Annotated in this window: 7 protein-coding genes; 2 read left to right on the forward strand and 5 right to left on the reverse strand. The window is 72.9% G+C overall.

Annotated features, from left to right (window positions below; all coding sequences use genetic code 11):
- Positions 1-18: 18 nt before the first annotated feature.
- On the reverse strand, positions 19-1,659 hold the full coding sequence (locus tag AB0K21_RS14200) for a hypothetical protein (RefSeq protein ID WP_364149877.1): 1,641 nt from the start codon (positions 1,657-1,659) through the stop codon (positions 19-21).
- Positions 1,660-2,092: 433 nt separating this feature from the next.
- Entirely contained in the window at positions 2,093-3,373 is a 1,281-nt protein-coding gene (locus AB0K21_RS14205) for an alpha/beta hydrolase family protein (RefSeq protein WP_364149879.1), read from the reverse strand.
- Between the two features lie 253 nt (positions 3,374-3,626).
- Between AB0K21_RS14205 and AB0K21_RS14210 the strand changes: the two genes are divergently transcribed.
- Positions 3,627-9,968: an SDR family NAD(P)-dependent oxidoreductase gene (locus AB0K21_RS14210; protein WP_364149881.1), complete on the forward strand. Its 6,342-nt coding sequence runs from the start codon at positions 3,627-3,629 to the stop codon at positions 9,966-9,968.
- Entirely contained in the window at positions 9,965-11,281 is a 1,317-nt protein-coding gene (ccrA, locus tag AB0K21_RS14215) for a crotonyl-CoA carboxylase/reductase (RefSeq protein ID WP_343974776.1), read from the forward strand. The genes AB0K21_RS14210 and ccrA overlap by 4 nt, the downstream gene beginning before the upstream one ends.
- 257 nt (positions 11,282-11,538) lie before the next feature.
- On the opposite strand, the gene AB0K21_RS14220 is transcribed toward ccrA, so the two are convergent.
- From AB0K21_RS14220 to AB0K21_RS14230, 3 genes are all read right to left on the reverse strand, one after another.
- On the reverse strand, positions 11,539-12,753 hold the full coding sequence (locus AB0K21_RS14220; RefSeq protein WP_343974770.1) for a helix-turn-helix domain-containing protein: 1,215 nt from the start codon (positions 12,751-12,753) through the stop codon (positions 11,539-11,541).
- 480 nt (positions 12,754-13,233) lie between these two features.
- A complete protein-coding gene (locus AB0K21_RS14225) occupies positions 13,234-13,446 on the reverse strand; it encodes an EF-hand domain-containing protein (protein ID WP_343974767.1) in 213 nt (70 codons plus the stop codon).
- A 319-nt stretch (positions 13,447-13,765) separates the two neighbouring features.
- A complete protein-coding gene (locus AB0K21_RS14230; RefSeq protein WP_343974764.1) occupies positions 13,766-14,122 on the reverse strand; it encodes a four-helix bundle copper-binding protein in 357 nt (118 codons plus the stop codon).
- Positions 14,123-14,254 lie beyond the last annotated feature (132 nt).

Below are 14,254 nucleotides of genomic sequence, written 5' to 3' on the forward strand. Positions count from 1 at the left end.
GTGCCGGCGGGGAGGACGTCAAGTGCTTCCGTGATCGGTGAGATGTTCCAGCGCGGTGAGATCGATCTCCATGACGCTCGTCCCCGGGGGCAGGCCCAGGGCCTGGACCGTGGCGGTGTGCAGCTCGCCGGCGTGGCCGAGCACCGCCTCGCCGACGAGCAGCTCCAGGCAGCGTCCAGGGAGCCAGGGCGGGTACTCGGTGGGGCGCGTGATCAGGCCGGCCCCCATGACGTGCGCGGCCGTCCGCGCGGCGTCGACGGCGCGGGCCCACGACGACTCGCCGGTCAGAGCGATGGCGAGATGGCTGGGCTGGGCGGGGACGGCGGCGTTCAGTGCGTCGAGCCGGCTCGCGGCGGGATAGTGGTCCGCCAGGAGCGGGAGGGTGGGGGCGGCGCCCGTGCGGGGTGCGAAGACCACTCCCTGCTCGAAGAGCGCCGGGTGGTGATTTCCCAGGGTGAGGTTGAGCCCCAGCGCGGCCAGCAGCCCGGGGAGGAGCGTGGTGCGCAGTGACGGCTCGCGCGGGGTGATCGGGTTCGTGAGCGTCAGCGTGGCGCGGCGCGGGTCGTCGGGCGCCAGGCCGAAGGCGTCCCACGCGGCGTCGCAGACGAAGGGGAAACGCGGCGTCTCGACGTACCCCGCCCCCGCCAGCGCGTGCCCGATCCGCCGTCGCAGGCTCTGCGAGCGGGTGAGCCCCCCGCCGGCCTCCCGTCCCCGCGGGCCTCTCCTGCCGTGACCGCCTCGGGTCAGCGGGATGATCTCCAGATCGGGCACGGCCCGTGCGGCCGGCACGGCCCGGCTGGTGGCCGTGGTCCAGGGGCGGGGAGCGGGCCTGGGCCTGCCGCCGGGGACGAACTCGTCCATCCCGAGCGGGAAGCGGATGTCGCCGCCGATGATGTCGCGGATGTCCTTCAGGCCGTGCCGGAGCATCAGGGTGCGCTCGACGCCCACGCCGAAGGCGAACGCGCCGTACCTGTGCGGATCGACGCCGCAGGTGGTCAGTACCCGGGGGCGGACCGTGCCGCACCAGCCCCACTCGATCCACCCTTCGCCGCCGCACGTCCCGCACGGGCCCGCGGAGGCGTCCTCCCGGAGGCCGTGGCAGACCGCGCACTCCAGGTACACCTTCGCCGACGGGTCGGTGTAGGCGGCCCGGTGGGTGCGGAGCCGGGTCACCGTGCCCCTGCCGAACACGGCGGCGGCGAAGTGGTCGAGGGTCTTCTTCAGGTCGACCATGGTGAGCCCCAGGTCGACGGCGAGGCCCTCGACCTGGTTGAACACCGGGCTGTGGATGGTGTCGACCGGGTCGGGACGGAAGGCGCGGCCCGCGCAGACCAGGCGGAGTGGCGGGGTCCTGCCGAGCATCGCCCGTACCTGCGCGGGTGAGGTGCGGGTGCGCAGCACGAGGCCCGACCTCCCGCCGGGCTCCGAGGGGTCCTCGAGGTGGAAGGCCCGGCCGGGGGTGCGGCCGGGGTGGTCGTCGTCCATGTCGAGCGCGTCGAAGGCGAACCACTCGGCCTCCACCTCGGGGCCTTCGACGACGCGGTAACCAAGGTCGAGAAAGACATCGGTCATCTGCTCGGCCATGACGGTCACCGGATGCCGGGCCCCGCGCGAGTCGTGCGGCGCGCCCCCGGCACGTCCGCTGAATGCGCTCCTCATTACCTGTCGCTGCCTCTTCCTGTGTGAGCGCGCTTCCCCCGAGACGGCCAGGCGAGAGCCGTGGGTCACCCTTCGCGGGGATACGACGGCACACGACCGGACGACCTCGCGCGTGAGACCGGAGGTCGCCTTCGGGAAGGGGATCCGCGGCCGAACGTCCGTTACGGAACGCCGAGGCTCACGCGCGGCCTCGAACACTCGCCACGCTGAGTGCTGAAACAACTACTCAAAGTTATTAGCTGGTCAACGGTGAGTCAACACGAGACCGGGCCGGCGATGGGTCACGGGTCACGGGTCACGGGTCACGGGAGGAGAGTCCGCGTCTTTGGAAGCGGATTCCCCGGGAGGCCCGCCGGACGTGGCTCGCCGGCAGCGGATCGTCCGGCCGGGACCGGCGGCCGGCTGTCGTCGGCGACCGCCGCGCGCCCCGCTCTCACGTCCCGCCGAGCAGGTTCCAGACGTCCTCCTGCTCCCGGGGTGCGGAAGCGTCGTCCTGGGCGGCTTTCAGGCCCAGGGCGGACAGGATCATCGGGAAGGAGCTGCGGAACTCGCGCTCCCAGTAGGGCCAGCTGTGGGTGCCGTCCTTGTACAGGTGCACCACGGGCTTGATGCCGTGGAAGCGGAGCTTGGCGACCAGGTCCCTGGCCGTGTAGGCGGAGATCGGCTCGCCCAGGTGGGCCGGGCTCCAGGGGGCTCCCGGCGGGTCGAGTTCGCCCAGCCTGCTGGTCGTGCCGCTGGAGATGTAGATGCTCACGCCGCGCAGGTTCCTGGCGTGGGCCGCGGGGTCGTTGGCCTTCCAGACGTCCCGGTTCCTGAGCGGGTCGCCCCACAACGCCTGCGGGTCCTGTCCCTCGGAGGCCTGCGCGTTCATGATGAGCTCGGGGATGCCCGGCAGGCGGGTGGACATGACGCCGCTGTAGGCGCCCACGAAGCGGAACATCCCCCGGTGCAGCGCGGCGTACTTCATCGCGCCGTACGCGCCCATGGAGAGTCCCGCGACGGCGCGGCGGCTCCCCGCGCGGTAGCCGGTCTCCAGCAGGCGGCGCACCTCGGACGTGTGGAAGGTCTCCCAGCCGGGGGCGCCCCTCTTGCCCTTGTTGTACCAGTTCGAGTAGTTACCCGCCCGGCCTGCCTCGGGCATCACGATGATCGCGTCCATGTCCTCGGTCATGCTCGCGATGCCGGTCATCCGGGTCCACGATGTGTAGTTGTCGGCGCCGCCGTGCAGCAGGTACAGGACCGGCCAGGTGCGGCGCGCGCCCTTCGACCAGCCCTTGGGCACCAGCACGCGGACCGGCAGGGTCGCGTTGACCGAGGGCGACGAGATCTGGAGGTCGAGCGTGCGCGGGCCGAGCCAGGTCTCCTTGACCACGCGCGCGGCGCCCGGCCTGGCGGCAGGCCAGGGTCCCCACGGGCTCTTGCCGCCCTTGCCGGCGGAAGGGCTCGGGCTCGGCTGCGGTTTCGCCGCCTGTCTCACCGCCGAGGCGGTCCTGCCCCCCGGTCTCGCGACCAGGGTGTTGCCTTCCGCGGGTTTCCCCTTCCGGGCGGCCCTTCCCGCCGAGTTCGCCTCCGGAGCGGTCTCGACCGCCGCGCCCGCCTCGCCGCTCCTGTCGCCGGGTGCCGACGCCCAGGCCGGGGCGGCGTGCGCGGTCGAGGGGAATCCGACGACAAGCGCGGTCGCCAGCGCCAGAAGTCCGCGTCGAGCAGGTCGCATGGTCGTTCCTCCACCCGGCCTGGAGACAGTGGCCGTGGCAGGCGACCCTAGGCGGGATGATCGCCGCTCAGCTATAAGCGTTCGCAACGAAATGACGCTGTTACTTGCGCTTTAACCACAAATCTCATCAGATATCGGGCGTTATCACGTTCGTTATAAAACGCCGAGATGGATTGTGGTCTGCCATGGCTCCCTTATCCCGATATGTCTGGGTAAGTTTGCCGACCACCTCGGGTGTTCTTGGAGCTGCCACGTGGACCTGTTCGGTGAAGACGAGATTCGCCGCTTCCTCACGGGGCGTATCGCGACCCGCTGTCGCCTGTCCCCCGCGGATGTCGACCCCGACCGTCCCCTGGAGGAGTTCGGGCTCTCCTCCCGCGACGCCGTCGCGGTGGCGGGGGAGTTGGAGGTGCTCCTCGGCCGCGAGCTGGGACCCACGCTGGTCTGGGAGTACCCCACGATCAACCGCCTGGCCAGGGGGCTCGCGCCCCGCGCGCGGACCGCCCCGGAGAAGGCCGGACCGGTCGTCTCCGACGAGCCGATCGCGGTGATCGGCGTCGGGTGCCGCCTCCCCGGCTCGGTACGCGGCCCCGGAGACTTCTGGCGGCTGCTCATGGCGGGCGGCGACGCCGTCGGCCAGGTGCCCGAGGGCCGGTGGGAGTCCTTCGACGACGGATCTCCCCGCACCGCCGAGGTGCTGGCCAGGACGACCAGGCACGGCGGCTTCCTGGAGGACATCGCCGGGTTCGACGCGGAGTTCTTCGGGATCGTCCCCGGCGAGGCCGAGACCATGGACCCGCAGCAGCGGCTGCTGCTGGAGACGGCCTGGGAGGCGCTGGAGCACGCGGGCGTCGCGCCCCGGTCGTTGCGCGGCAGCCGTACCGGTGCGTTCGTCGGCATATCCGGCAACGAGTACGCCCACCTGACCACGGCCGACACCGCGAGGGTGGACGCCTGGACGGCGACGGGCGCGGCGTTCAGCATCGCCGCCAACCGGCTCTCCTACCTGCTGGACCTGCGCGGGCCCAGCCTGGCGGTGGACACCGCGTGCTCGTCCTCGCTGGTCGCCACGCACCTCGCCGCGGGCAGCCTCAGGTCGGGGGAGAGCGACCTGGCCATCGCCGCCGGGGTCAACCTGCTGCTCTCACCCGTGATCACCATGGCGTTCGACCAGGGCGGCGGCACCGCGCCCGACGGGCGCTGCAAGAGTTTCGACGCGTCGGCGGACGGGATGGTCAGGGCCGAGGGCTGCGGGGTCGTCGTGCTCAAGAGGCTGTCCGACGCCCAGCGGGACGGCGACCGGGTCATGGCGGTGCTCCGCGCCACCGCGGTGAACCAGGACGGCCGGTCGAACGGGCTGGTCGCGCCCAACCCCGAGGCCCAGGAGGAACTCCTGCGCGGTGTCTACTCGGGTCTGGGCAGTCCCGGCTACATCGAGGCGCACGGCACCGGCACCTTCCTGGGCGATCCGATCGAGGCCCGCGCCGTCGCCGCCGCCCTCTGCGAGGGCCGTACCGCGCCGCTGCTCCTCGGTTCCGCGAAGAGCAACCTCGGCCACCTGGAGGCCGCCGCCGGGATCACCGGCCTGATCAAGACGGTCCTCGCCCTCCACCACGGCGTGATCCCGCCCAGCGTCCACTTCCACCGGCCCAATCCGCACATTCCCTGGGAACACCTCCGGGTCGTCACCGCCCCCACCCCCTGGCCGGACGGGTACCCCCTGGCGGGTGTCTCCTCCTTCGGCTTCGGCGGCACCAACGCCCACGCCGTCCTGGAACCCGCCCCGCGGTGGCGGGAACCGGAGCGGGAGGGACCGGCAGCGAAGATCTTCCTGCTCACGGACGTGTCTCCCGAGCGGGTCAGGGATCATGCCGGGACGCTCGCGAACTGGGCCGACGCCGAACTCGCCGAGCCCGCCCGGCCCGATGCCGCCTCCCCGGACGCGCTCGCCGCCGAGAGCGTCCCCGCCGCGGGGGGCCGGCGGCAGGTCTCGCTCGGCGACGTCGCGCACACCCTCGCCCGGCGGGCGGGGCGGGGCAGGGCGGGGGCCGCGGTCGTGGCCGCGAACCGGGAGGAACTGATCGCCGGGCTGCGGGCCGTACGGGACGGGGCGGGCGTCACCGGAGCGGCGCTGGCCGGGGGACGCGGGCCGGTCTGGGTGTTCTCCGGCTACGGATCGCAGTGGGCGGGCATGGGCGCCCGTCTCTACGCGGAGGAACCGGTCTTCGCCCGGACCATCGACGAACTGGACCCGATGCTCGCCGAGGAGTCGGACATCCGGCTGCGCGAGATCATCGCCGAGGGGGCGGACGCGCCGGGGGTGGCCATCGCGCAGCCGGTGATCTTCGCGGTGCAGGTGGCGCTGGCCCGGCTCTGGACGGCGTACGGGGTACGGCCGGCGGCGGTCGTCGGGCATTCCATGGGGGAGGTCGCGGCCGCCGTGGTCGCCGGCGGGATCGGGCTGCGGGACGCGGTGCGGGTGATCTGCCGCCGGGCCGCGCTGCTCGGCACGATCGGCGGCGGCGGGGCCATGGCGGTGCTTGAGGTGCCCGCCGAGGAGGTGCCCGGTGACCTGCACGTCGCCGTGTACTCCTCGCCCAGGCAGTGCGTCGTCACCGGTGACCCCGACCGGCTGGCCGTCTTCGCCGCCGAGGTCGAGGCCCGCGGCCTGCTCGCGCGGATGCTGACCGCCGAGGGCGCCGGACACTCACCGCAGGTCAAGCCGCTCCTGCCCAGGCTCCGCGAGGCCCTGGAGGGCATCGCGGGAGGCAAGCCGGAACTCCCGTTCTACTCGACGGTCTTCGCCGACCCCCGCGAGGTGCCGACCTTCGAGCCCGCCTACTGGGCGGCCGGGGTCCGCCGCCCGGTCCGCCTGCTCGACGCGATCAGGGCCGCCGCGGCGGACGGTCACACCCTCTTCACCGAGATCAGCCCGCACCCGGTGCTGGCCGGAGCGCTGCGCGAGAGCCTGCCCGCCGGAACGGTGATCACCCACTCCCTGCGCCGGGGGCACGACGAGGAGATCCGCGCCCAGCTCGCCGCGACCGTGGTCGCGATGCCCTCGCTGCTGCCGTCCCGCTCCGGCACGCTCGCCGACGTTCCACCGTCACCCTGGCGGCACGAACGCCACTGGATCTCCGCCGCCAGGTCGTCCGCGCTCCCGCCGGGCACCCATCCGCTGCTCGGGGTGCACGTCGAGAGCCCGGCGGGGCACGTGTGGACGACCACGCTGGACGACCTGTCCGACGTCCCCTGGCGGCTGGAGCCCACGGCGTGGCGGCCGCACGGCCTGCCGGTCATGCCGCTGGTCGCGGTCGCGGCCCTGGCCCAGGCGGCGGCCCTCGCCGTGCACGGTCAGGCCGAGCTGGCCGACGTCACCCTGACCGGCTTCCTGCCGCTGCCCGCCACGGTCACCACCACCCTCACCCCTTCGGGCGAGGTCGAGATCGACGCCAGGAACGCCGCCGGGGTCTGGGTCCGGTACGGCACCGCGAGCATCGTCGCGGACTCGCCCGTCGTCGCCGCCGTACCGAGCCCGGCCGAGCTGGCCGGACGGCTGCGCGTACCGGCGGGGACACCGGTCGAGATCGAGGTGCTGGAGCCGGACGGCACCCCGGTCGGGCTGCTGGCCAGGGACGTCCCGGCCGACGCGCTACCGGTGCCCCTGGCGGGCAAGCTGGTGAGGCGGGTCTGGGCCACCGAGGCGGGGACCGACGCCCGGCCCGCGGAGAGGGGACTCGACTCCCTTCGGGCCCGTGGCTGGCTCATCCTGGCCGGAGACGAGAACCCGCGGGCCGAGCGCCTGGCCGCCGGGCTCGCCGCCGCCGGACACACCGCCCGCACGCTCACGATGCCCTGCCTCTCACCGCCTCCTGCCGCGACCTCGCCCCTGGTACCGGCCCAGCGACCCGCCCCGCACGCCGCGACCCGTCTCGTACCGTCGTCCCCGGCCGGGGTGCCGCCGAGTGACGAGGTCGTGCTGCTCGTCCCCGCGGGCCTGACCCCGGCGGGGAGCGAGGCGCTGCTCCTCGCCGTGACCGCGACCATCCGCGAACTCGTGGCGCCGAGGCCCGGGGAGGGGGCCGGCGGTGGTGCCGGGAGTGGTGCCGGGAGTGGTGCCGGAACCCGCCTGAGGATCGTCACCGACCGGGCGCAGGCCGTACTGGACGGGGAGCCGGGCGACCCGGGGGCCGCCGCGCTGCGCGGGCTGGTCCGGGTCCTGGCCTTCGAGCATCCGGAGCTGCGAGCCTGCCTGGTGGACGTCGACGACACGGAGTCGCTCCTGACGGAGCTGGCGGCCGACGAGCCGGACGACGAGGTGGCCTGGCGCTTCGGCATCCGGTACACCGCCCGCCTCGCCGCCGTACCCGACCTGGCGGGTGGCCCCGGAACCGGATCCGGCGCGGTCGGGCGGCGCGGGGCGACGCCGGTGGTACGGCGCGGCGGGGGATACCTGATCACCGGGGGGTACGGCGGCCTGGGACTGGTCGTGGCCCGCTGGCTGGCCGGGCGGGGCGCGGGGCGGATCGTGCTCGGCGGGCGGTCGGGGCCCTCCGCCGAGGGGGCCGCCGAGATCGAGCGGCTGCGCGAGCTGGGCGTCGACGTCCAGGTGGTGACCGGCGACCTGGCCGCGCCGGGGGGCGCCGCACGGCTGGTCAGGGCCGTGACCGACGGAGGGGTGCGGCTCCGGGGCGTGGTGCACGCGGCGGGCGTGCTGGACGACCGTCTCGTCGTCGACGTGGGTTCGCCGGACCTGCACCGGGTCTGGTCGGCCAAGGTCCACGGTGGTCTGGCACTGCACCAGGCGACCAGGCAGCCGAGTTTGGACTGGTGGGTGGCGTTCTCCTCGGCGGCCGCGCTGCTCGGCTCGCCCGGCCAGGCCGCCTACGCGGCGGCGAACGCCTGGCTGGACGCGCTCTGCGACCTGCGCAGGTCCGAGGGACTGCCGGGAACGACGATCAACTGGGGTACCTGGGCCGAGGTCGGCGGGGCGAGCCAGGCGGCGCTGCCCGCCGTCTCGCCCATCACGCCCGGCGAGGGAGTCGAGGCGCTGGAGGCGCTTCTCGCCGCCGAGGCGGACGCGGCGGGCGTGCTGCGGCTGGACGTGGCGACCGCCGTCGAGCTGTTCCCCGGCATCGCGCGCATGCCGTACTTCGCCGGCCTGGCGGGCGCGGGGGCGAGCGCCGGGGGCTGGGCGGGTGCCGAGGCCCTGGCCGACATGGAGCCGGGCAGGGCCGTCGAGGTCGTGGTCGGCAAGATCAAGGAGCGGACGGCGGCGGTGCTGGGGTTCGACGCCGCCTGGCTCCAGGAGGACACGGTGCTCACCGAGGCGGGCCTCGACTCGCTGGCGGCCACCCGGCTGCGCGGCACGATCGAGCACGACTTCGGGGTGGCGGTGCCCGCCGCGCCGATGCTGCAGGGGGCGACCCTCGGGGACGTGGCCATGGCCGTCGCCGTGGAGCTCGGCCTGGGCGGCACGGCGGCCCCGGCCCGCCAGGTGGAGCCGAGGGACGCGGCGGAGCGGCAGGTCGTCGCCGCGCTCACCCGGATACTCGGGCGCGAGCCGGGGGTGACCGAGGAGATCCCCGAGGAGGTCCTGCCGGTCCTGCTCGACGTCCTCTGCCGGGAGACGGGCCGCGCGCTCGCCGAGGGCGAGCGTACCGGCCCGCGTACCGGCTTGTGGACCGGTGCCCAGGTGGCCGACCTGGTACGGGAGATCGACGAGGAGGAGGCCGCCCGTGGCCTCGTCCGCCCGCTCACCCCCGCCGCCCACGCCTACCTGGCGGTCCGCTCCACGGAGGCGGGGGAGCGGGTGCCGCTCTTCCTGGGGCATCCGGCGGGTGGGACCACGGGGGTGTACTCGCTGCTGGCGGGGCTGCTCGGCGCCGAGCAGGTGGTGTTCGGGCTGGAGCGCCCGGCGGACCTGGGGGTGTTCGGCCCCGAGGCCGGGGTCGAGGAGCGGGCCACCCGGTACGTGGAGGAGATCAGGAAGGTGTGCCCCTCCGGTCCCTACCGGCTGGGGGGCTGGTCGTTCGGGGGAGTCCTGGCGTTCGAGATCGCACGGCGGCTCGGCGCGGAGAACGTGGAACTGGTCGCGATGATCGACTCGGGTCTGCCCGACGAGGTCGAGGCGGCAGGGCGGGCGGAGATCGTCGCGCGGCGGTACGCGGACTTCGCCGCCTATCTCGACGAGACCTACGGGGTGCGGGTCGACCTCGTCCATGAGGAACTGGTGGCCCTGGACGAGGCCGGGCAGCTCGCGCTGGTGGAGGCGCGCGTCGCCGAGTCGGGGGTGCTGGACCTGCTGGGGGAGGCCATCCTGCGGCACCAGCTCACCTCGCACGAGGACACCCGGGCGCTGGAGGCGTACCGGGCGGGGAGCTATCCGGGGCGGGTGTTGCTCTACCGCTCGACGGAACCGACCCCGTGGGCCGTGGAGGACGTCCGCTACACCCATGCCGACGACCCGACGCGGGGGTTCGGCCCGTTCAGCCCGGCGCTGGAGATCGTCACGATCCCCGGTTCGCACCACCTCAACCTGCTCGATCCGCCGCACGTCGAAGTCATCGCCGCTCACCTTGGAGGCCAGGAATGACCCTCGCACAGGCCGTCGTCGACGGTGCCGATCCCGAAGAGCTCGCGCGGCTCGACGTCCCCACGACCTTCAGGGCCGCGCACACCCGCAAGGGCGAGGTGGGCATGTTCGGCCGGAGCAGGCACGGCGTGAACGGCGTCGACAAGGACATCACCAGATCCGTCCACGTGGGCGAGGTGCCCATGCCCGAGCTCGGCCCCAACGAGGTGCTGGTCGCCGTCATGGCGAGCGCGATCAACTTCAACACCGTGTGGACGGCCATGTTCGAGCCGATCCCCACCTTCGCCTTCCTGGAGCGGTTCGGGCGCGAGGACCCCCGGCACGACAAGGACTTCCACGTGCTCGGCTCGGACGCCTCCGGAGTGATCGTCCGGATGGGCGCCGCGGTACGGCACTGGAAGATCGGCGACCGGGTCGTCGTCTCGCCCGCCTACGTCGACGAGCAGGACCCGATCAGCCACTCCGACTCCATGCTCGGCTCCGACCTGCGCGCCTGGGGGTTCGAGACCAACTACGGCGGGCTGGCCGAGTTCGCGGTGGTCAAGTCCACCCAGCTGCTGGCCAAGCCCGGACACCTGACCTGGGAGGAGGCCGCCTGCAACATGCTGTGCGCCTCCACCGCCTACCGCATGCTGGTCAGCGAGCGTGGATCCCGGATGAAGCAGGGCGACGTCGTGCTCATCTGGGGGGCCACCGGCGGGCTCGGCGCGTACGGCGTGCAGCTGGTGAGGAACGGCGGCGGCATCCCGGTGGGCGTCGTCAGCTCCGCGGAGAAGGCGGAGCTGCTCCGCAGGATGGGCTGCGAACACGTCGTGGACCGCTCGCAGTTCGAGCACCTCGGCGACGAGAAGTCCTGGCGGAGGTTCGGCGCCGAGGTCCGCCGCCAGGTCGGCGAGGACCCGCACATCGTCTTCGAGCACACCGGTCAGGACACCTTCGGCGCCTCCGTCTACGTCGCGCGGCGCGGTGGCTCGGTCGTCACGTGCGGGTCGTCCAGCGGCTACGACCACGCGTACGACAACCGGCACCTGTGGATGAAGCTCAAGCGGATCGTCGGCTCCCACGGGGCGAACTACCAGGAGTGCCACGAGGTCAACCGGCTGCTCTCGCTTGGCCTGCTGCATCCCACCCTGTCGGCCGTCTACCCGCTCGCCGAGACCGGCGCCGCCGCCCGCGCCGTGCAGCTCAACGAGCACGTCGGCAAGGTCGGCGTGCTCGCCCTGGCGCCCGCCGAGGACCTCGGCGTCGAGGACCACGCGCTCAGGGAGCGCGTCGGCGAGGACCGGCTCAGGCTGTTCCGAGGCTGGTCGTGACCGGAAACGTGCACCGGATCGGATGATCACGCGGCGGAGGGCGTCCGTCCCGGCGGACGCCGGATCCTGGCGCGTTCACGGTGCCGGGGCGCAGGATCGACGGCAGGCAGCGGTCGGGGGTACGGGGACACGAGCCGAAGCTCGTGGGCGACAGTTCGATGTCGCCGGTTCCGCCACCGGGGCCGGTCGTCTCCGGTCTGCCGGACGGCCTGCGGTGACCAGGCCGTTTCCGGCTTTCCGGGAGTCGTTCGCGGTGATCAGGCCGTTCCGGCGGCGGCGGACTGGCGGGCCCGCAGGACGATCTCCAGCTCGAACCGGACGTCCGGGTCGCTGAGCTGGTCGCCGTACAGCTCCTCCAGTTGCCGCAGGCGATAGCGCACGGTCTGCGGGTGCACGTGAAGTCTGGCGGCGACCTCCCCGGCCCCCCGGCCGTGCCGCAACCAGGCCAGCAGCGTCTCCGCCAGCCGGTCCTGCTGACTGGGCCGCAGATGGGCCAGGGGCGCCAGCCGCACCTTGGTGAGCGCGGTGACCAGCTCCTCGTCCTTGAACACGATCAGCGTGGCCATATGGTCGGAGCAGCGGAGCAGGCCGCGCTGCTCGGTGAGCACGCCGCGCCTGTGCAGGTCGAGCGCCTCGCGGGCCCAGCGCAGCGAGGTCGCGGCGGCGGCCAGCGGGACTGCGGGACCCACGGCCGCCTTCCAGCCGCGCAGGCCCTTCTCCAGGGTCTGGGCCTGCCCTGGGCCGTCGGGGTCGGGCACGATCAGGCAGGGGCCCGGCCGGTCGAGGCCGGCCAGCACGTCCGGCGGCAGCGAGGGGGGACGGTAGCCACCGGGGTGCTCCTCCAGCGCGACCCCGGCCACGGTCTTGGGCAGCCGCCATCCGGCGGTCTTGGCCAGTTCGACGATCGCGTCGGGGGACGCGGCCGGCTGGCTGAGCAGCAGGTCCATCAGCCGGTGGCGGCGGCGTTCGATCTCCCCGGCCGCGCGGGCCCTGGCCTCCTCGAACCCCTCGGCCGCGGCGTCGGCCAGCTGGTCGAGATAGACGAAGATGGCCTCCCCCAGGTCGTAGAGGTGCTGCGGGGTGAGGCCGAGTTGCTCGGACTGCTCGGTGAGCCGCCGCCAGGCGACCCGGGCGCCCAGGCGCATCGCGGTCTGCAGCGGGTCGAGGTTGCGGCCCTCGTTGGCCTCGCCGCGCCCGATCGTCCGGAAGACGTCGGGTTCCCACGGCGCGTTGGGGTTCTCGATCCGGTCGACGAACTGGCGCAGGGCCTCGTCCACGGCCAGCCTGATGGCCTTGATGTAGTTCGTGTCGGCCGGCCGGGCGTACTCGGGGATCCGCGCCGTGATCTCTTCGATCACCTGGTGTGCGACCTGGGCCAGGCCCGGCCTCAGGAGCTTGGCGACATTGGCCGGAGCCGAACGCCACAGCCGATGGTCGGGCAGGTCGTGAGATCTCGTTCTTCGGCCGTTCAAGCCTGGGACAGCGATTCGGGTGTGTTCCTTTGTCGCCATAGACCCTCCCGTCGGAGTGCGCCTCAGATTCTCACCTAATTGACACTTTGGACAATTAGCAAACGCTTGTTCTTGTCTCAAATGCAACATGTGACGTCTTCGGCGGGAGGGACTGATCGGGGCTGAACGGTTCCGTGCCTGGTCAAGGGGTACGGGAGGCGGCCGGGCGTGCCGGTGGCGAAACCGTGGCCGGTGGGGCCGATCGGTGAGATCTGTCGTCGCCGGGGCGCGGAGGCGGCGGGCGTGCCGACGGTGAGGCCGAGATCGGTGGGGCCGGGGTCGGTGGGGCCGGTCGGTGGGACCTGTCGTCGCCGGGGCGCGGAGGCGGCGGGCGTGCCGGCGGTGAGACCCGGCGTTGGCCGGGTGTCCGCGGCGGGGAAGTGGACCTGATCGGGGTGCCCGGTTCGGGCCCGGGCGGGCACCCCGATCGGATCAGGTCGGTCAGCCCCTGGTCTGGGCGAGATAGCCGGCGAACTCATCCAGGGAGATGAGGCCGTCACCGTCCTGGTCGATCCTGGCGACGGCCGTCGCGGCCGCCTCGGGGGTGATCGGCTGGCCGAGCACCTCCATGAGCCTGGTCAGCTCGGGGACCGAGATGAGGCCGTCACCGTCAACATCGACGATCTTGAAAGTTGTCGCGTAGTCGTCCGCCACGATCGCATCCGCCTTAGGCAGCAGGGAAATCAGACGGCAAGCACACTAGCGGCATTCGGGGTGCCCTTCCCGGCCGAACCCGGAGGATCGCTCCCGTTCCGGGTGTCGTCCCGGGCGCGGGCCGAGCCCCCGAGGGTTGACCCCGTCCCGGGTGCGGGCCGCGTTCGGCGGGTCGTGTCCGTTCCGGGCATCGGCCGAGCTCGGCGGTGTCCCCGTCCGGGCACCACACGGGCAGGGGCGCCGCCGATTCGATCGGCGGCGCCCCTGCCCGCGCCTCCACGGCTGGAGGACCCGTGAGAGTTCTGCTGGATTCCGTGACTCAGGCTCGTGCGTTCGCCATCGTCCGGCACGCCTCGGCCCATGTCCGGCACGCGTCGGCGCACTCCTTCATCATCTGGTCGCTCTCCATGGACATGCAGGCGTCGGCGCACTTGTTCGCGGCCTTCGCGCACATCGCGGACATCTCCTTCGCCATCGGCGACTGGCGCATCATCATGTCCGCGCAGAGACGGGTCATGTCGGCGCAGTCCATGAGCGGGCCGATGAGCGACATGTCGGCGTACCGTCCCCCCTGCATGAGGCAGTAGGTCATGGTCTGCTCGCAACGGCTGTGGCTCTCCAGGCACATGTCAATGTTCTTCTGTACCTGAGGGTTCATCTTCACCGCATGGCTCATGCTTGCTCCCCGTGTTCGTGACCGCTCTGCTTCGACGGCCGAAGATCTCGCACCAGTGTTGTGCCCCGCCGCGCGCCTCGGCCTCCCTGAAAAAAGCGGCTTTAATAGCCCATCACGATAGTTTTGTGCATA

The sequence above is a fragment of the Streptosporangium sp. NPDC049248 genome, from assembly GCF_040678965.1.
In the GTDB taxonomy this organism is placed as follows: domain Bacteria; phylum Actinomycetota; class Actinomycetes; order Streptosporangiales; family Streptosporangiaceae; genus Streptosporangium; species Streptosporangium fukuiense.

Coding starts and splice junctions, on each gene's coding strand:
- AB0K21_RS14200 (WP_364149877.1), bottom strand. CDS start 1,659: ATGAGGAGCGCATTCAGCGGACGTGCCGGGGGCGCGCCGCACGACTCG.
- AB0K21_RS14205 (WP_364149879.1), bottom strand. CDS start 3,373: ATGCGACCTGCTCGACGCGGACTTCTGGCGCTGGCGACCGCGCTTGTC.
- ccrA (WP_343974776.1), top strand. CDS start 9,965: ATGACCCTCGCACAGGCCGTCGTCGACGGTGCCGATCCCGAAGAGCTC.
- AB0K21_RS14230 (WP_343974764.1), bottom strand. CDS start 14,122: ATGAGCCATGCGGTGAAGATGAACCCTCAGGTACAGAAGAACATTGAC.